Genomic DNA, 18204 nt, shown 5'->3' with positions numbered 1-18204 from the left:
TGTCCGCTCAGATCCAGCTCGCCGGCCTGGTCGTGTTGGCCAGGTCGGTCAGCACGTCGTGCGCGTGCCTGCTGCCCGGGGCCCGCCACGCCAGGCCGCGCAGCGCCTCCGCCAGCCCGGCGCGCAGGCCCTTCCGGGTCGGCCCCGCACCGCAGAGCGGCTCCGCGAGCCTGCCGTGGTGTTCGAGGGCCGCCTGCAGCAGCAGCGCCCGCAGCCGGAGGGCGGCCGCCGCGCCGAGGTCGATCCCGGACAGGCGTTCGCCGGCCTCGCGAAGGTGGGCTTCGGACGGCGCGGTCCCGGCGGCGTCCGGCAGTTCCCCCGCCAGCACCCGGATGCCGGCGATCCGGGCCGCCTCGTCGTGCCGCGAGAACTCCGGGACCTCGTCGAGCACGCGCACCGCGCCCGCCCGGTCGCCGCGCGCCAGCGCCACCCTGGCCAGCCCGAACGCGGCGCTCACCTGCCCCCGGTGGACCCACAGGGCCGCGTAGAACGGTTCCGGGTCCTCGCCGGTGTGTTCCGCGCACAACCCCAGCGCGAGCTTCGGCGTCTCCTCGCCGGGAATGTCACGGTAGACCGCTTCGAAGTCCTCGGCCGCGGTCGCGGCGTCCCCCTCGGCCAGCTCGATCAGGCCGCGGTGCCAGTGGAAGCGCCAGTCGTGCGCGGCCCGGCCGGCGAGGGTGCGCTCGACGCACCCCAGGCGATCGCGGGCACCGTCCACATCGGACAGCTCCAGCAAGGCCCGCAGCCTGCGGAATTCGACCTCGACCGAGGACGCCGCCCGCTCCAGCTTCTTCAGCAGCCGGCCGGCGTCCGGGGCCCGGACCGTGCGCAGGAACGCGAGCTGCTCGTCGTGCGGGTCCTCGCGGGGGACCGGGAGGCCGAGCGCGATGTCCCGCGGCGACGGCCGGGCACCGAGGGAAAGCTCGACGCCGGCCGTCCAGTGCTCCAGGGGCGGCGGCTGCCCGAGCCCGGCGTCCAGCAGCACGGCGGGTTCGGTGAACAACGTCGAGACGACCGGCCGCGACCCGCCGTCGCGCAGCGACAGGATTTCGTTGAGCACGCCGTCGAGCTGGACGAGCATCTCCCCGGCGCTGGCGAAGCGCTGCTCGTACGGTGCCACCGCGCGGGCGAGCACGTGCCGGAAGCTGCGGATGCCGAAGGCGATCGGGCCGTCCTGCGCACCCGGCAGGGCGCCGTCGCCGGCGTCGAACAGCTCCTGCAGAGTCTTGCCGACGGTGTGGACGTCCGAGCGGACGGTCAGCTTGTGCCGGCGCAGCTCGTCGTCCGGGGCCTGGTAGCGCCCGGTGCCGACCATCGGGCTCTCGTGGTCGTCGATCCGCCGGATGCCGCCGAAGTCGATCAGCTTGATCCGCTGCTCGCCGTGGATCACGTTGTCCGGCTTCATGTCGCAGTACAGCAGGCCCTGGTCGTGCAGGTAGGCCAGGGCGGTGAGGATCTCCCGGCCGTAGACCACGACGTGCTCGGTCAGCAGCCGGCCCTCCGCCGGGTCCAGGAGGGCGCGGCCCCGGTTCTTCACCTCGCGCAGCGAAAGGCCGTCGACGAACTCCATCACGATGTAGCGGGCCTCGTCGTGGGTCACGACGTCGAAGATCCGCACGATGTTCGGGTGCTCGAGGGCGACGAGCACCTCGCTCTCGTTCTCCGCGATCCGCACCGCGGCGGTGTTGTTGACGTCGATGAGCCCCTTGAGCGCGACGTGCCGGTGGAGCCGGTCGTCGGTGGCCAGGTAGACGAAGCCGAGCCCACCGTGGGCGACGCAGCCCTGGACGTCGTAGCGGCCCGCCACCCGGTCCGCGGGCTTCAGCCGCGGGGCGAAGGAGAACGGGCTGCCGCAGAACGGGCAGAAGCCCTCCTCGGCCGCCGGCTGCCCGGGCAGCGACCGGCCGACCGGCTTGCCGCAGTCGCGTTTCCCGCAGAACCGCTGCGCTTCCGGCACTCCCGGCCGGCCGAGCACCCGGCTGGTCAGGTCGGGCAGGCGGACCACCGGCAGCGGGACGCCGTCGTCCCCGGTGCCCTGCCCGGTGGTCTGCTGCGGCCGGGTGGCGAGGGTGCTGGTCACCCGGCTGGCGGTGGCCGGCGGCGGGCTCACCGGCGCCGGCCGGCCGGAGCCGGCCGGTTCGCCGGGTTCCGGCGGCCGGAGGCCGCACTGCGAGCAGAACCCGGTCCGGCCGATGGTGCCGGTGCACGCCTCCCTCGGGCACGCCGTCATGGGCGGCTCCCGGTCCGGGCGTGCACCGCGGCGGCGTAGGCCGTCAGGGCCCGCTCGGCCGCGTCCAGGTCGCACGGCGCCACGAACAGCGCCTCCCACGCCTGGCCGTACGCCCGGTCGAGCTCCGGGTCCTCGACCCGGCCGTGGTTGACGGCCATCTCGGCGTAGCCGTCCAGCCGGGCCCGCAGCTCGGCCCGCCGGGCGAGCCGGCGGTCCAGGTCCGCGCGCACCCGGCGGCCGTCCTCGACCGCCTCGCCCACGGCCCGCTCGCGGCCGCCGAGATGGCGGGCGACCCCGTCGAGGTCCCCTTTGGCGTCGGTCGCGCGCAGCAGGTTGACCTCGGCGCGCAGCCGGTTCGCCCGCGGGGCCACCGTCTCGACGCCGGTGAAGCGGCCCGCCACGGTGGCCTGGTACTCCTCGATCGCGGCGAGCTCGTCGACGTCCTTGGCGAGCGCGTCGAGGCGCCCGCCCGGGTCGCCGGTGCCGGGGACGGACCGGCCGATGCTGGAGCGCACGACCGTCACCCCCGGGGACGACTCGCGGCGGAACGCCAGCACCAGGCGGAGGCCGAGCCGGTCCGCCCGGCCGGCCAGCGGCGCGAGCAGCTCGTGCACCAGCCGGTCCGGTTCGGCGGCGTCGTCGATGCCGTCGACGACCAGGGTGCGGCCTCGGACGGTGCGGACGGCGGGGGTGGCGGCGAGAGCCAACCGGTCCTCGATGCGGCCGCTCACCTCGCCGACGGTCTTGCCCGACGCGTCCACGGCGAGGTCGACCGCGCCCGCCGGGGGCGGGTCGCCGGCGTCGGCGGGCAGCCTCGGGGCGCTGAACGAGCGTTCCCGGTCGGCGTGCACCACCCCCAGCCGGAGCGCCTTCGCGATCGCCGACTCCTCGCCGCCGGTGACGACCACCCAGACCGCGCCGGAGCCGGGATCGGCCAGCCAGGTGCGCAACTGCCGCACGAACGGCACGTCCACGGCGCCCTCCGGCCGGGCGAAGCTCTCGTCGACGGCGGGATCGCCGGCGGACCACTCCCGCAGCCGCGGCAGGTGACCGAGCATCGTCTCGACCGGGATCATCCACGCGACCCGGCCACCCGCACCGGTGTACTTGCCGACGATCATGCCGACGACGGCTCCGGTGGCTTCGTCGAGCACGGCCGTACCGCTGAACCCCGGCTCGATCGGCTCGGCCTCGGCGGTCTTGTTCAGCTGCATCCACTCGCAGCCGGGGCCGCCTTCGCCGACGAGCGTGCCGAACGTCCACAGCCCGGCGTCCGCGCCGGCCGGGAACCCGTAGGCGCGCACCAGCTGGTGGTCGCGCAAGGACATCCGGTGCAGCGGCGCGCCGAAGACGCCGGCCGCGGGCGTTTCCAGGCGCAGCAGGGCGATGTCCCCGCGCTCGTCACCGGACGGCGGCACCCAGCCGCCCGCCACCACGGTGGCGTGACCGCTGTCCACGTCGGGGAGGCCGACGAAGTCGACCGGGATCCGTGCGGCGGGCCCACCACCGCGTTCGACGACGTGCGCGCAGGTCAGCAGGTGCCGTTCGTCGAGCATCGTGCCGGCGCCGAGGATGCGGCCCGCGTCGTCGCGCAGGCGAACCCGCCACCGGCGCCGCTCCGCCTCCAGCCCCATTGCGCGGACCCTACGCCGACGATGGCGCCGGGTGGCGCGAGAACGCGGAACTGGGCCGGGCCGGACGAGCGCCCTCACCCGGATGGAGTGCAGCCGGTGCCGCCGCGGGCCGTCACCCGGTGAGGTCTCCCTCCTCCTCGTTGCGCTTCGCGTAGAACGCCACCTTTTCCTCGTCCACCGTCACGCCCAAGCCGGGCCCGGACGGCACCTTCAGCCGGCCCGCCGCGAGTTCGAGCGGCTCCACGATGTCGTCGGCGTGCAGGTAGTACATGCTGTCGATGGCCCGCGACAGCACCGGCGTGCTCGCCACCACCGCCAGGTGCGCGGCCGTCGCGATGCCCAGTTCGCCGCCGCTGTGGAGGTTCATCCCGAGGCCGAACGTCTCGCAGTGGGCGGCCAGCGCCTTCGTCGCCGAGATCCCGCCCCACTTGTAGACGTCACCGTGGATGACGTCCACCGCGCCGAGCCGCACCGCCGGGGCGAACTCCTCGAAGCGGACCACGCACATGTTGGTGCACAACGGGATCCGCACCTTCGCCCGCACCTGGGCCATGCCCTCGATGCCGGCGCACGGGTCCTCGAGGTACTCGAGGTCGAGCTCCTCCAGGGACAATCCGGCGCGGATCGAGTCGGGCACGGACCACGCCGCGTTCGGGTCGACGCGCAGCTCGACGTCCGGGAGCGCGCGCCGCAGCTCGCGCATGATCTCCACGTCGCCGCGGACGTCCTTGGTGCCCTTGAGCTTCACGGCCGTGAAGCCGCCCTCGGCGACCACCTTCGCCGCGTGCTCGCCCAGTCCCTGGGCCAGTTCCCGGCCGGCCGCGCCGGGCGCGTCGGCGCGGGTGATCAGCGCCGTGATCGGGACCTCGTCGCGGACCGGGCCGCCGATCAGGTCGGTCACGGACTGGCCGGTGCTCTTGCCCATCAGGTCCCAGCACGCGACGTCGAGCGCGGCCAGCGCCGCGTACCCGAGGTACCCGTGGAAGAACGGCACCATGTGGTGGCGCCGGTGGAACGCCTCCAGCGCGAACGGGCTCGTGCCCACCAGCTCGGCGCCGAGCTTGCGGGCCAGCTCCGCGACCGGGCGGCCCCACATGGTCTCGCCCCAGCCTTCGACACCGGTGTCGGTGCGCAGCCGCACGACGGTGCGGGTCTCGCCCGTCTTCGTCTCGAACGAGCTGGTGAACGGGTTGGTCAACGGCAGGTTCACGACCCGCACGTCGACGTCGGTGATCTTCATGCCTCCCCTTCGGCGTGGGTTGCGCGGGTGGCCGCGTCGAACGCGCGGATCGCGTCCGCCAGCGCGGTCACCCGGTCTTCGAGCAGGTCCGCGCCGTCGTGGACGGTCGCGGTGGTGGCGTCGTCGGTGCTACCGCCCGCGCGGGCCCATTCGCCGTGGCGCTCCACGGTCAGCCCCGGGTACGGCGGGTGGGCGAACAGCGGTGGTGGCGTGACGTCGGGGCGCGGCTCGCGGGGCCGCACCAGGCCGCAGTGGGCCGCGAGCATCAGCGACGTCTCGAACTTCCCGGCGTGGCCCGGCGAGGAGTCGTCGCCGAGCGAGAAGTAGGAGCACGCCGCGAGCGCGACGTCGGCCCGCAACGCGTACTCCTTGACCGCGAGCCGCATGATCTCGTCGTTGCCACCGTGGCCGTTGACCACGAGCACGCGCCGGAACCCGCTGGTGGCGAGCGAATCCAGGACGTCGGCGAGCACCGCCTGCAGCGTCGAGGCCCGCAGCGAGACCGCGGCGGCGAACAGGTGGTGCGGGCTGTGCCCGAACGGCAGCGCGGGCAGCCGCACGACCGCCGGTCCGCGGTCGAGCCGCCGCAGCGCGCGATCGACGACGGCCTCGGCGAGCATCGTGTCGGTGCCCATCGGCAGGTGGGCGGCGTGCTGCTCCTGCGAACCGATCGGCAGCAGCGCGATCGCCGATCGGGCGGCGTCGCGCACCTCCGGCCAGGTCATCCGCGTCAGTTCCGGCACGTGGTCTCCCCTCCCAGGTCTCGGCGTGGCATCGTGATCGCATGAGCACCGGCGAACGCCCGGCCCTGCGGCTGGTCCCGGCGCCGGCCGCGCCCGAGGCCGACGCCGGCCCCGTGCTGGGCGCCGTCGAGCTGCTGCCCGGCCGGGTCCGGGCCGCGCTGCTCGACCTGTCCGGCACCGTGCTGTGGCGCGCCGAGGCGGCCTACCCGCGCGGCACCGCCGACCGGGCCGACGTCGACGCCGCGCTGGCCGAGGTCGCCGCGTTCCCCGCCTCGCCGGTGGGTGTCGGCGTGGCCGCCGCCGGTCTGGTGGACGCCGACGCGGGCGTGATCATCGAGGTCAACGAGGTGCCGGCGCTGCACGGTTACCCTGTCGCGGCGGTGCTCGCCGGGCTGGTGCGCGCGCCGGTCCACATCGAACACCGGGCGCGCCTGCAGGTGCTGGGCGACCGCTGGTTCGGCCCGGGCCGCGGGCGCACGACCTTCGCGTCGGTGTCGACGGGCGAGGTGCTCGGCGTCGGCCTGCTCTACGACGGCGAGGTGCTGGCCCCGCCGGGCGGCCGCAGCGGCGCGCACATGACGGTGGCCGCGAGCGGCCGCCGCTGCACCTGCGGGGCCCGCGGCTGCTGGAAGACCGTGGCGACCACGCCGTGGCTGCGCGCCGAGGCCGAGCGGCGTGGCCTCGGCGCGCGCACGGTGCGGGAGCTGGCGGGCCACCCGCTGCTGGACGAGTACGCCGGCAACATCGCGCTCGGCCTGGTGAACATCCAGCAGCTGTTCGCGCCCGGCCTGTTCGTCCTGCACGGCGAGGCCGCCGAGGGCGGGGAACGCTTCCGGGCCCGGATCGAGCAGCGGCTGCGCGAGGACTCGTCGTGGGCACGCACCGCGGAGCCGCCGCGGGTCGTGGTGAACGAGGGCCCGGCCGACGACGTCGCGCTGCTCGGCGGTGCGGGCCTGGTCCTGTCGCGACGGTGACGCCGTCACGCCGTCACCCGGCGGCGCGCCCGGCGCGGATCGGGGTTCGGCACCGCGTCGAGCAGGCTCTTCGTGTACTCGTGCGACGGTGACGCGAACAGCTCCTTCGAAGCCGCCAGCTCCACGATCTTCCCGGCTCGCATCACCGCGACCCGGTCGGCGATCCGCTGCACGACCGCGAGGTTGTGCGACACGAAGACGTAGGTCAGCTTCAGCCGGTCCTGCAGCTCACCGAGGAGATCCAGGACCTGCGCCTGCACCGAGACGTCGAGGGCGCTCGTCGGCTCGTCGAGCACCACCAGGCGCGGCTCCAGGGCCAGCGCGCGGGCGATGGAGATCCGCTGCCGCTGGCCGCCGGAGAACTCGTGCGGGTAACGGTCCTGGACCTGCGGCGGCAGCCCGACGGCGTCGAGCAGGCCCGCCACCCGTTCGCGCACCTGCGCCCGGCCGCGACGGCCGCGCAGCGAGGCGTCGTGCGTCACCAGTGGCTCGCTGACGATCTCCGTCACGCGCAGGCGGGGGTTCATGCTCGAGTACGGGTCCTGCAGCACCACCTGCATCTCGCGGCGCACCCTGCGCAGGCTCGGGGCGGGCATCCCCAGCAGGTCCGCGCCGTCGAAGCGCACCGTGCCCGCGGTGGGCTCGATCAGCCGCAGCAGCAGCCGGGTCAACGTCGTCTTCCCGCTGCCCGATTCGCCGACCACGGCCAGGGTCTCCCCCGCGACGACGTCGAGGTCGACACCGTCCACTGCGGACAGTGCGCCGTAGTCCTTGCGCAGCCCGCGGATCTCGACCAGGTTCGTCATACCCGCTCCAGCTTCGGTGTCGCACGCAGCAGCTCGCGTGTGTAGTCCTCGCGCGGCGCCTCGAACAGCGGCACCACGTCCCCGGTTTCGACGACCCGGCCCGACTTCAGCACCACGACCCGGTCGGCGACCTCCGCGACCACGCCGAGGTCGTGAGTGATGAGCAGGACCGCCATGCCGTGCCGCCGCTGCAGGTCGACCAGCAGCTCGAGGATCTGGGCCTGCACGGTGACGTCGAGGGCGGTGGTCGGCTCGTCGGCGATGAGCACCCGCGGCCGGCCGACGAGCGCCATCGCGATCATCGCGCGCTGCCGCAGGCCGCCCGAAAGCTGGTGCGGGTACTGCGAAGCGCGGCGTTCGGGATCGGGGATCCCGGCCTCCCGCAACGCCGCCACGGCGGCCGCCCGCGCGTCGTGCCGCGACGCACCCTGGTGCTTCCGGACGACCTCGGCCACCTGGGCGCCGATGCGCTTGACCGGGTTGAGGCTGGTCATCGGGTCCTGGAAGACCATGGCGACGTCGTTGCCGCGGATCCCGCGCAGGTCCTTTTCGGACAGCCGGAGCACGTCGCGGCCGTCCAGGAGGACCTCGCCGCCGGCGTAGACGCACGGCGGCTCGGGGTTGAGCCGCAGCACGGACAGCGCCGTCGCCGTCTTGCCGCTGCCCGACTCCCCCACCAGGGCGACGGTCTCGCCTTCGGCCACGGACAGGCTCACCCCGTCCGCCGCGGTCACCGTGCCGGTGTCCACCCGGAACTCGATGCTCAGGTCGGTGATCTCCAGCAGGCTCATGAGCGGTACGCCTTCGGGTCCGCGACGTCGCGCAGGACGTCGCCGGTGATGTTGACGGCCAGCGCGGTGAGCATCAGCGCGACGCCGGGGAACACGGCCACCCACCACGACGTGCCGAGGTACAGCTGGCCGTCGGCGAGCATGCCGCCCCAGGTGACCGTCCGCTTGGGGACGCCGAGGCCGAGGTAGCTCAGCGACGCTTCGGCGACGATCGCCGCGGCGACGTGCAGCGTGCCGATGGTCGCCAGCGGCGCCATCACGTTGGGCAGCAGGTGCCGGCGCATGATCGTGAGGTTCGTGACGCCGATGGCGCGCGCCTCCGTCACGAACTCCCTGGTGCGCAGGGAAAGCACCTCGGAGCGGATCACGCGGGCGTAGGAGACCCAGCCGGTGAAGCCGAGCACCAGCACGACGTACCAGAGGCCGGAGCCGAGGAAGCCGACGATGGCGAGCGCGAGCAGGATCGACGGGAACGCCAGCTGGATGTCGGCGATCCGCATCAGGATCCGGTCGAACCAGCCGCCGAGGAACCCGGCGACCAGGCCGATCACGGCGCCGACGACCCCGGCCAGCAGGGCCGCGCACGCGCCGACGAGCAGCGAGACGCGGGCGCCGTAGAAGAGCCGGGAAAGGATGTCGCGGCCCAGCTGGTCGGTGCCGAGCAGGTGCGAGGAGTCGCCGCCCGTGGCCCACGCGGGTGGGTGCAGCCGCACCAGCAGGTCCTGCGCACCCGGGTCGTACGGCGCGATCAGCGGCGCGAGCAGGGCGACGAGCACCATCAGGGTCAGCACGGTCACGGCGGCGACGCCGAGCTTGTTGCGCAGCACGCCGCGCACCACACCCGGGCGAACTATCGGGACAGCTACGGCGGTCACGCGGTCACCCGCACCCTCGGGTCGAGAATCGTGTAGGACAGGTCGACGAGCAGGTTGACCACGACGAACGTGGCCGCGAAGAACAGCACCGCGGCCTGCACCAGCGGGAAGTCGCGGTTCTGGATGGCCTCGACGGTGAGCCGGCCGAGGCCGGGCCAGGAGAACACCTGCTCGGTGAGGATCGCGCCACCGAGCAGGCTGCCGATCTCCAGGCCGACGACCGTGACGACGGGCAGCGCGGCGTTGCGCAGGCCGTGGCCCAGCACGATCCCGCCGGTGCTCAGGCCCTTGGCGCGCGCGGTGCGGATGTAGTCGGAGCCGAGCACGTCGACCAGCGAACTGCGCAGCAGCCGCGCGATCACCGCCACCGAGTACACGGCCAGCGTGATGGCCGGGAGCACGAGGTGCGCGAACCCGCCGTAGCCGGACGCGGGCAGCAGCTGCAGCTGCACGGCGAAGACCAGGATCAGCAGGATCCCGACCCAGAACGCGGGGGTCGACTGTCCGACGAGGACACCGGTCATCACGCCGGTGTCGCCGGCGCGGCCGCGGCGCAGCGCGGCGAACGTGCCCGCCGGCACGGCGATCACCAGCGCCAGGAGGAGGGCGGCCCCGGCCAGTTCCAGCGTCGCGGGGACGCGGGAGAACAGGACTTCGGCGACCGGCTGGTCGTAGACGAGGGACGTGCCCAGGTGCAGCCGCGGCAGGCCGCCGAGGTAGTCGAGGTACTGGGTGAGCAGCGGCCGGTCCAGCCCGAGGGTCGCACGCAGCGTGGCCTCCTGCGCCGCGGTGGCGTCGGGCGGCAGGATCAGCTTCACCGGGTCGCCCGACAGCCGGACCAGGAAGAACGCGGCCGTGGCGACGAAGAACAGCACGACGATCGCGGTCACCACCTTGGTGACGACCACGCGCAGCACCCCGCTGCCCGGGGCGGCCGGGCGGGCCACGGCGACGGCGGGCGCGGTCACGGGGTCACCGTCGCCTTCGCCATGCCCAGCACGCCGACCACGCCCGGTGTCCACTGTGGACGTGTGTTGACCGCGTAGACGTTGTCGATCTGGTAGAGGAACACGAACGGCGCCTCCTGCTTGAGAAGTTGCTGGAGCGAGGTGAAGGCCCGCTGCCGGTCGGCGGGTGCGAGCGACTGCTCTTCGGCGTCGACCAGCCGGTCGGCCTCCGGGTTGCTCCACCGGCTCTGCCGCCGGTCGTGGCGGACGTTGGACTGCACGAGGCTTTCGGCGTCGAGCGTCCAGCCGGTGCTGGCGGCGAGGTAGATCGGGCCGAGCGCGCTGCGGTTGCTCGACGTCAGCCGGCTGGTGTAGGTGCCGGGGTCGACGAGGTCCACGCGCGCCCGCACGCCGGCGCGGGCGAGGAGCCCGGAAATCGCCTCGGCGAGGTTCGAGTCGGCGGTCTGCGCGGTGAGCGAGGTGTCGAACCCGTCCGGGAACCCGGCTTCGGCGAGCAGTTGCTTCGCCAGGCCGACGTCGCGGGTGAACGGCGTGATCGACGGGTCGAAGCCGAACGACTCGCGCGGGAACATGGTCGGCACCTCGCGCGCCTTGCCGTCGAGCACCGCCTTGATCAGCAGCGGCACGTCCACGGCGTGGTTGAGCGCCCGGCGCACGCGGACGTCGCGCAGCGGACCGGACGTGGTGTCGAGCGAGAGGTACGACGTCCGGATGCCCGGGTAGTTGCGAATGGAGACGCCGGTGTAGCCCTTCAGCTGGAGCGCGGCGTCGGGGGTGAGCCCGGCGACGATGTCGACCTCGTCGCTCTGCAGCGAGGCGAGCGCCGAGGACGGGTCGGGCATCGGGAGGAACACCAGCTCGTCGCAGGCCGGTTTCCCGCCCCAGTACCCGGGGTTCGCGCGCAGCCGCAGCTGGTGGTCGCGCTGGAACTCCCCGAAGGTGAACGGCCCGGTGCCGACCGGGTGCTTCGCGAAGCCGGCCGAGCCGACCTGCTTGAGGTAGCCCGGCGGCACGGCGACCCCGCCGAACAGCGAGACCTTGGCCGGGATGATCGGGTCCGGGGCGCTGCAGCGCAGGTCCACTGTGGACTCGTCGAGCACGACGGCCCGCTTCACGTAGCGCAGTTCGACGATCGGCGACTTGGTGGCGGGGTCGAGCAGCCGGTTGATGCTGAACGCGACGGCGTTCGCGTCGCACGGTTCGCCGTTGTGGAACTTCACGCCGGGCCGGAGCTTGAACCGCCAGGTCAGCGGGTCGGGTGAGGTCCACGACAGCGCGAGCCCCGGCGCCAGCCGGTTGTCCGGGCCGCGCGTGGTGAGCGTGTCGAACAGGTTGGTCAGCACGTTCATCGAGATCAGGTCGCCCTGCTTCTGCGGGTCGAGCGTCTTGGGGTCCGACGACTGGGCGACGCGCAGCACGGCGCCGGTGGTGCCCGCGGCGCTGCCGCACGCGGAGAGCAGGCCGGGCAGCGCCAGCGCGGGGAGCGCGAGCCCACCGAGCCGCAGGGCGTCGCGGCGCGACAGCCGGGAACGGGCCACGGTCACCACCTATCTTCCGTCTGATGAAACACCGTTCCGTCACATGGAACGCGATTGCGCTAAGGTAGGCGGCGTGAACAACGCTGTCAACACTTCGCCCGGCAGCTCCCGCGGCGCGGTCGAGAAGGCCCTGGAGGTGCTCGCCGCGCTCTCGGCCGCCGGCGGCCCGCACCGGCTGGCCGACCTCGCGCAGGCCTGTGACCTGCCGAAACCGACCGCGCACCGGATGCTGCAGACGTTCACCGAGGCCGGGTACGCCCTCGGTGCGGGCAGCGGGCGCTACACGGTGGGGCCGCGGCTGCTGGGCCTGTCGGCGGCGGCTTCGACGAGCACGCGCCCGCTGCGGCCGGTACTGGCCGACCTGCAGCGGCGCAGCGGGCACACGGTGCACTACGCGGTGCGCCACGCGGACCGGGCGGTGTACGTCGAGAAGCTGGAGCCGGACCAGGCGTACCGGCTCAACACCCGGCCCGGCGGCGAGGTGCCGCTGTACTGCACCGCGGTGGGCCGCGCGATCCTGGCGCGCCTGCCCGAGGCCGAGGTCGCCGCGGTGCTCGCCGCGCCGCTGGCCGCCCGCACGGCCAAGACCCTGACCGACCCGGCCGCGATCCGGCGGGAGCTGACCACTGTGGACAGTGCGGGCTACGTGGTGGACGACGAGCAGTTCGAAGCGCACGTGCGCTGCCTCGGCGCTCCGGTGCTGGACGCCGAGGGTGCCGTGGCGGGTGCGGTGAGCGTGTCGGGGCTGACGTTCACGCTGCAGCCGTCGAGTTTCGACGTCTTGGGCCCGCTCGTCGCCGAGGCGGCCAACCGGCTCTCGGCGGTGCTCGCCGGCACGACCCTGCGAGCGGTCGATGCTCGCTGAACTCCTCGCGCGGGCCCGGGAAGAGCGGGTGTTCTCCGCGGCCGCGTGGTCGGTCGGCACCGCCGACGGCGTCCTGTCACGGGGCGTCCTGGGCACCCGCTGGTGGGACGGTCCGCCCGCCGGCGAGACGAACCGCTGGGACCTGGCGTCGGTGACCAAACCCGTGGTGGCCATCGTGGTGGCGGCCCTGGCCGAGCGCGGCACGCTGTCCCTCGACGACCCGCTCCCCCGTCACCTGCCGTCCTACGCGGACACCGACAAGGCGCCGATCACGGTGCGGCAGCTGCTCACCCACACGTCGGGCCTGCCGGGCGGCACGCCGCTGTGGCGCACCCACGGCACCCCCGAATCCCTCCTCGAGGCGATCCGGACGACGCCCTTGCCCGTCGCGCCCGGCAGCCGGGTGGAGTACTCGTCGCAGGGCTTCATCCTGCTGGGCCTCATCGCGTCGGCCGCCGCCGGACGGCCGCTGGACGACCTGGTCGCCGAGTACGTGACGACGCCGGCGGGCCTGCGGGACACCGGTTTCGGCCCGGTGCGCGACGCGGTGGCCACCGAAGACTGCGGCTGGCGCGGCCACGTGGTGACCGGGCAGGTGCACGACGAGAACGCGGTGGTGCTGGGCGGGATCTGCGGCCACGCCGGGCTGTTCGCCCCGCTGGCCGACGTCGAACGCCTGGGCCGGGTCCTGGCCGGCGGCGCGGCCCCGTTGCTGAAACCGGCCACGCACGCGGAGATGACCGCCAACCACACGACCGGCCTCCGCCGGGGCCTCGGGTGGCAGGGGCTCGACGTACCCGGCTCCCCGGTGGGCGTCGCGCTCGAGCCGGACTCCTACGGGCACACCGGCTACACCGGCACGAGCCTCTGGGTGGAGCCGGGCCGCCGGCGCTACTACGTGCTGCTGACCAACCGCGTCCACCCGTCCCGCACGTCGAACGCCATCACCGAGGTGCGCCGGCGGTTCCACGACGCCGCGGTCCGGTTGCGGGCCTCCTCGTCGTCCGGGCCGCACTCGCGCGGGTAGCGGTGCGGCGGGCCGACGATCACCCCGGGAACCCCGCCGGCCGGCTGGAGTCCGTCGTTCGTCGAGGGCGCCCTATTTGCCGTCCTCGAGCCGGTCCGACGCGGCGATCTTCCCGGCGATGGACGGGGTCAGCGGAACGTCCAAGCTTCCTTCGACCAGTTCGGTACGCCGGCGGTTGGTGGCCTTCCAGCCGTCGAGGGCCCGGTCCGGGTCGGTGGCGGAGACGGCCAGCAGCAGCGCGTCCACGAGCAGGAGCTGGCTGACCAGGCCACTGGGCAGCACGTGCTCGGTCGAGGGCGTGACGAGCACCGTGTCCACGCGGTCGGCGAAGTGGCTGGCGAGCAGCTCGGTGATCAGCACGATCGGGCAGCCGACGCGCAGGGCCTCGCTGATCGCCACGTCGTGTTCGCGGACGTGGCGCAACGGAGCGACCAGGACCAACACCGAGCTCGGCCGCAGCTGACCGAGCTCGTCGGCGAAGTTGTAGCCCGTCAGGCCCGTCGCACCGGCGATCCGCCCGATGCGGCGCAGGCCCAGCGCCAGCGACTGGGCCACCGGCAGCGCCGAGCCGTAGCCGACGACCAGCGCGTCCGACGCCGCGGCGAGGGTGGCGACCGCGGCGTCGAACATCGCCCCGCCGACGGAGCGGGGAAGGGCGCGCACCAGCTCGGCGGCCTCCTGGCTGATCTTGGCCAGGAGGTTGTCGTCCGACTGGGTCAGGTGCTCGGCGAGCGTCTGTTCCGGGTCGCGGACGGGGTTGAGCACGGCCGCGGCCGCGCGGCGCAGTTCGCCGAGACCGGCGAAGCCCAGCTGCTTGACCGTCCGGATGACCGTCGCGTCGCTGACTTCCGCGTGCTGCGCGATCTCCTGCGCCGAGAAGACCGAGGCCTCGGCGGGGTGGGCGGCGAAGAAGTCCACCACCCGGATCCCGCCCGCGCTGAGCTGCTCCCGGACCTGGGCGATGCGCTTCGTGAGCGTCGGCTCCATCTAGTACCCACTAGACATTCGAGATTTCATGAAGTACACACTACATCACCCCGACGGGCGGAGGTAGTGAAATGCGACGGACTCCCCGGCTGTGCGCCGCGGCGCTGGTCCTGGCGGTGACCCTGACCGGCTGCGGACTCGGCTCGGCCGGCGCCGCCGACCCCACGGCGGTGGCCCGGCCCCACGGCCGCTGCGACCCGGCCGTGCACGCGGCGCTGCCCGCGCCGATCCGCCAGCGCGGCGCGTTCCAGGTCGCGATGGTGCCGGACACGCCACCCATGGCGTACTACGCCGAGGACGACGCGACCATCGTCGGCTTCGACCGCGACATGAGCCAGGCCATCGCCGACGTGTTCTGCGTCGGCACCGACCCGATCCCGACCAACGTCGACGCCGTCGTGCCCGGCCTCGCCGCCGGCCGCTACGACCTGGTGCTCGCCTCGCTCGCCCCCACCGCCGAGCGGCGGAAGAAAGCCGACTTCGTCACCTACTACAACGGCGGGCAGGGTTTCCTCGCCGCCCACGACACGAACTTCCCGGTGAACTCCTACCAAGACCTGTGCGGGCGCGCGATCGGCGTGGTGGTCGGGTCGGTCCAGCAGGGGCAGCTGGACCAGGCGTCGAACACCTGCGCCGACGCCGGGCGGCCCGCCTGGCGCATCAGCTTGTTCCCCAACGGCAACGCGGCGGTGCTCGCCCTGCGGAGCGCCCGCATCGACGTCCTGTACTTCTCGATTTCCCTGACCCAGTACGTCGCCAGCAAGTCGCCGGGGCTGTTCCGGCTGGCCGGCCGGTACAAGCGGGCGATCGTGGCGCTGGGGCTCAAGCGGGATTCGCCGCTGACCGGCGCGGTCCACGAAGCCGTGCGGCGCCTGATGGCCGACGGCACCTACCGCTCGATCCTGGACAAGTGGGGCCTCCAGGAGAACCACCTCGACGACACCGAGATCCTGAAAGGACAGTCATGACGGTTTCCCTCGATCCCGGAACGGAGACGAGGATCCCGGCCCGGATCCTCGTCCGGAAGAAGTACGGCACGTGGGTCGCCGGCGCGATCGCCGTCGTGCTCGTCGCGCTGCTGCTCCTGTCCGCCGCCACGAACCGGAACTTTTCGTGGCCGGCGTTCGGGCACTACGTCTTCAGCCCGTCGATCCTGCTCGGGCTGGGGCACACCGTCGAGCTGGCGGTGATCTCGATGGTGCTGTCGATCGTCCTCGGGGTCGTCCTGGCGATGATGCGCCAGTCGGCGAACAAGGTGCTGACGACGGCGGCGGGCGCCTACATCTGGGTCTTCCGCGCGACTCCGCTGCTCGTGCTGCTGCTCCTGCTCTACAACCTGGCCGCGCTGTACCCGAAGCTCTCCCTCGGTGTCCCGCTCGGCCCGGACCTGGTCACGGTGGACACGAACACCGTCATCACGGTGGCGGGCGCCGCGATCATCGGGCTCACCCTGCACGAGGCCGCCTACTGCGCCGAGATCTTCCGCGCCGGGCTCATCTCGGTGGGTCGCGGGCAGCGCGAAGCGGCCGAGGCACTGGGCATGCCGGGCACGCTGGCCCTGCGCCGCATCGTCCTGCCGCAGGCCATGAGGGCCATCGTCCCGCCGCTGACCAACCAGTTCGTCAACGTCGTCAAGACGACGTCGATCGTCAGCGTCATCGCGATGCCCGAACTCCTCTACAGCGCGCAGATCATCTACGCGCGCACCTACGAAACGATCCCGCTGCTGCTGGTCGTGACGTTCTGGTACCTCGTTCTCACCGCGGTGCTCACCGTCGTCCAGCGCCGCGTCGAGCGGTACTTCAACCGCGGTGAAGCCGTCCTGTCGGCCGCCGCGAACCGGAAGCTTTCCCGGGCGGCCCTGGAGGCGGAACTGTGAGCACCCCTACGGTGGAGATCCGGAGCGTGCACAAGCTGTACGGCGCGCTGCACGTCCTCCACGACGTCGACCTGGTCGTCCGGCCCGGTGAGGTCGTCTGCCTGATCGGGCCCTCGGGGTCCGGGAAGAGCACTTTGCTGCGCTGCATCAACAACCTGGAGAAGATCCAGGCGGGGTCGATCCTGGTGGACGGCGGCCTGGTCGGCTACCGGTGGGCCGGCGACGACCTCCAGGAGGCCACGCCACGGGAGGCGCGCCGGGCCCGTCGCGACATCGGGATGGTGTTCCAGCAGTTCAACCTGTTCTCCCACTTCACGGTGCTGCAGAACCTCATCGAGGCCCCGGTCCGGGTGCTCGGCGTGCCGCGGCGCGAGGCCGTCGAGCGCGCGGACGAACTGCTGGCGAAGGTCGGGCTCTCCGACAAGCGCGACAGCTACCCGGCACAGCTGTCCGGCGGGCAGCAGCAGCGCGTCGCCATCGCCCGCGCGCTGTGCATGCGGCCGAAGCTCATGCTGTTCGACGAGCCCACCAGCGCGCTGGACCCCGAGCTCGTGGGCGAGGTCCTCGACGTCCTGCGCGACCTGGCCCGCGACGACCTGACCATGGTCATCGTCACCCACGAAATGGGGTTCGCCCGCCAGGTCGCGGACACCATCGTCTTCATGGACCAGGGCCGGATCGTCGAACGGGGCCCGGCCGCGCAGGTTCTCGACTCACCTCGTGAAGACCGCACCAGGCGGTTCCTGGAGCGGGTCCGCTGAACAGGGAGGAATCGCACGTGCAATCCGTCGAATACGCCGTTGTCGGTGGCGGCGCCATGGGGGCCGCCACCGCGTGGAACCTCGCCCGCCGCGGCGCGGAAGCCGTTCTCCTGGAGGCGGACGAGCTCGCGTCCGGCGCCTCCGGTGGCCCCGGTCGCCGCGGCGTCCGGGCCGGGGGACGCGACCTGCGGGAACTGCCATTGACGCGGCGGGCCCTCGAGCTGTGGCCGGAGCTGGACACGGCCCTGGGCGCACCGACCGGCTACCGGCGCAACGGCCTGCTCAACCTCTACGACGTCGAGATCGCCGGGCTGTCCGGCTGGCAGAGCCTCCCGGCGCGGGTGCAGGCCCAGCAGTCGGCGGGGATCCCGTGCGCCATCGTCGAGCGCGATCGGCTGGACGAGATGCAGCCGGGTCTCGCCGAAGACATCCGCTACGCGCTGTTCACCCCGGACGACGGCACCGCCGACCACCCCGCGACCACGAGGGCGTTCGCCAAAGCCGCTGTCGGCCTGGGCGCCCGCGTCCTCGAGCACACCGCAGTGACGGGATTGGCCGCCCACCCCGACGGTGCGGTCACGCTGCACCTGGCCGAGGGAGAACACCTGCGTGCCACCCGAGGCGTGATCCTGGCAGCCAACCGGTCGACGCCGCGGCTCCTCGCCGACGCGTTCGGGATCAGCCTTTCCTTGTGGGAGAAGGCCACCCAGATCACCTTTCTGGCTTCCCCGCCCGGATTTTCGCTCAACCACCAGCTCGGCCACACCCGGCGCTCGCTGTCGATCAAGACCACGGACGAGGGCCAGGTGATGCTGTCCGGCGGCCGCCCCGGCGGCTGGGACCCGGCGACCGCCGTCGGCACCCCCGACCCCGACGTCCTGCGCAC

Annotated in this window: 17 protein-coding genes; 7 read left to right on the top strand and 10 right to left on the bottom strand. The window is 73.2% G+C overall.

All coding sequences use genetic code 11. From position 1 onward, the window contains the following. Positions 1-7: 7 nt before the first annotated feature. The 4 genes from ACGFMK_RS27595 to ACGFMK_RS27580 form a co-directional block, all read right to left on the bottom strand. Positions 8-2230 (bottom strand): tetratricopeptide repeat protein, encoded by a 2223-nt coding sequence (locus ACGFMK_RS27595; RefSeq protein WP_392768944.1) that lies wholly within the window; start codon positions 2228-2230, stop codon positions 8-10. After that, positions 2227-3864: a trypsin-like peptidase domain-containing protein gene (locus ACGFMK_RS27590; RefSeq protein WP_392768942.1), complete on the bottom strand. Its 1638-nt coding sequence runs from the start codon at positions 3862-3864 to the stop codon at positions 2227-2229. The genes ACGFMK_RS27595 and ACGFMK_RS27590 overlap by 4 nt, the downstream gene beginning before the upstream one ends. A 112-nt stretch (positions 3865-3976) precedes the next feature. Further along, positions 3977-5104 carry a mandelate racemase/muconate lactonizing enzyme family protein gene (locus ACGFMK_RS27585; protein WP_392768939.1) on the bottom strand — a complete coding sequence of 376 codons (1128 nt, stop codon included), beginning with the start codon at positions 5102-5104 and terminating at the stop codon, positions 3977-3979. Continuing rightward, positions 5101-5847 (bottom strand): creatininase family protein, encoded by a 747-nt coding sequence (locus ACGFMK_RS27580; RefSeq protein WP_392768936.1) that lies wholly within the window; start codon positions 5845-5847, stop codon positions 5101-5103. Before ACGFMK_RS27580 ends, ACGFMK_RS27585 begins: the two co-directional genes overlap by 4 nt. Positions 5848-5888: 41 nt before the next feature. Between ACGFMK_RS27580 and ACGFMK_RS27575 the strand changes: the two genes are divergently transcribed. Next, complete coding sequence (locus ACGFMK_RS27575; RefSeq protein WP_392768933.1) at positions 5889-6821, top strand: ROK family protein; 933 nt, start codon at positions 5889-5891, stop codon at positions 6819-6821. Between the two features lie 5 nt (positions 6822-6826). Here ACGFMK_RS27575 and ACGFMK_RS27570 read toward each other — a convergent pair whose 3' ends face one another. The 5 genes from ACGFMK_RS27570 to ACGFMK_RS27550 are packed head-to-tail and all read right to left on the bottom strand — an operon-like array spanning position 6827 to position 11799. Continuing rightward, on the bottom strand, positions 6827-7627 hold the full coding sequence (locus tag ACGFMK_RS27570; RefSeq protein WP_392768931.1) for an ATP-binding cassette domain-containing protein: 801 nt from the start codon (positions 7625-7627) through the stop codon (positions 6827-6829). After that, on the bottom strand, positions 7624-8418 hold the full coding sequence (locus ACGFMK_RS27565; protein ID WP_392768928.1) for an ATP-binding cassette domain-containing protein: 795 nt from the start codon (positions 8416-8418) through the stop codon (positions 7624-7626). Before ACGFMK_RS27565 ends, ACGFMK_RS27570 begins: the two co-directional genes overlap by 4 nt. Continuing rightward, entirely contained in the window at positions 8415-9293 is an 879-nt protein-coding gene (locus ACGFMK_RS27560) for an ABC transporter permease (protein ID WP_392768925.1), read from the bottom strand. The genes ACGFMK_RS27565 and ACGFMK_RS27560 overlap by 4 nt, the downstream gene beginning before the upstream one ends. After that, a complete protein-coding gene (locus ACGFMK_RS27555; protein WP_392768922.1) occupies positions 9290-10261 on the bottom strand; it encodes an ABC transporter permease in 972 nt (323 codons plus the stop codon). Before ACGFMK_RS27555 ends, ACGFMK_RS27560 begins: the two co-directional genes overlap by 4 nt. Further along, the gene (locus tag ACGFMK_RS27550; protein WP_392768920.1) at positions 10258-11799 is read right to left on the bottom strand and encodes an ABC transporter substrate-binding protein; all 1542 of its coding nucleotides are present in this window, start codon (positions 11797-11799) and stop codon (positions 10258-10260) included. The genes ACGFMK_RS27555 and ACGFMK_RS27550 overlap by 4 nt, the downstream gene beginning before the upstream one ends. Before the next feature lie 73 nt (positions 11800-11872). Between ACGFMK_RS27550 and ACGFMK_RS27545 the strand changes: the two genes are divergently transcribed. Together ACGFMK_RS27545 and ACGFMK_RS27540 are read left to right on the top strand one after the other, a co-directional pair. Then, positions 11873-12664: an IclR family transcriptional regulator gene (locus tag ACGFMK_RS27545; protein ID WP_392768918.1), complete on the top strand. Its 792-nt coding sequence runs from the start codon at positions 11873-11875 to the stop codon at positions 12662-12664. Beyond that, on the top strand, positions 12654-13691 hold the full coding sequence (locus tag ACGFMK_RS27540) for a serine hydrolase domain-containing protein (RefSeq protein WP_392768915.1): 1038 nt from the start codon (positions 12654-12656) through the stop codon (positions 13689-13691). Before ACGFMK_RS27545 ends, ACGFMK_RS27540 begins: the two co-directional genes overlap by 11 nt. A gap of 72 nt (positions 13692-13763) precedes the next feature. Here the strand turns inward: ACGFMK_RS27540 and ACGFMK_RS27535 are convergent, their stop codons facing one another. Then, positions 13764-14678, bottom strand: coding sequence for a MurR/RpiR family transcriptional regulator (locus tag ACGFMK_RS27535; RefSeq protein WP_392768913.1), 915 nt, complete (start codon positions 14676-14678; stop codon positions 13764-13766). A gap of 71 nt (positions 14679-14749) precedes the next feature. Between ACGFMK_RS27535 and ACGFMK_RS27530 the strand changes: the two genes are divergently transcribed. The 4 genes from ACGFMK_RS27530 to ACGFMK_RS27515 all read left to right on the top strand — a co-directional run. Then, the gene (locus tag ACGFMK_RS27530) at positions 14750-15646 is read left to right on the top strand and encodes an ABC transporter substrate-binding protein (RefSeq protein WP_392768911.1); all 897 of its coding nucleotides are present in this window, start codon (positions 14750-14752) and stop codon (positions 15644-15646) included. Further along, positions 15643-16557: an amino acid ABC transporter permease gene (locus ACGFMK_RS27525; RefSeq protein ID WP_392768909.1), complete on the top strand. Its 915-nt coding sequence runs from the start codon at positions 15643-15645 to the stop codon at positions 16555-16557. The genes ACGFMK_RS27530 and ACGFMK_RS27525 overlap by 4 nt, the downstream gene beginning before the upstream one ends. Beyond that, on the top strand, positions 16554-17318 hold the full coding sequence (locus ACGFMK_RS27520; protein ID WP_392768907.1) for an amino acid ABC transporter ATP-binding protein: 765 nt from the start codon (positions 16554-16556) through the stop codon (positions 17316-17318). The genes ACGFMK_RS27525 and ACGFMK_RS27520 overlap by 4 nt, the downstream gene beginning before the upstream one ends. Before the next feature lie 17 nt (positions 17319-17335). After that, positions 17336-18204, top strand: an 869-nt coding sequence (locus ACGFMK_RS27515; RefSeq protein ID WP_392768904.1) for an NAD(P)/FAD-dependent oxidoreductase, incomplete at its 3' end; no start/stop codon positions are given.

This window comes from Amycolatopsis sp. NPDC049252 (assembly GCF_043197175.1).
In the GTDB taxonomy this organism is placed as follows: domain Bacteria; phylum Actinomycetota; class Actinomycetes; order Mycobacteriales; family Pseudonocardiaceae; genus Amycolatopsis.
Note: the sequence above shows the minus strand (reverse complement) of the source record. Positions and strands in the feature narration are given on the sequence as shown.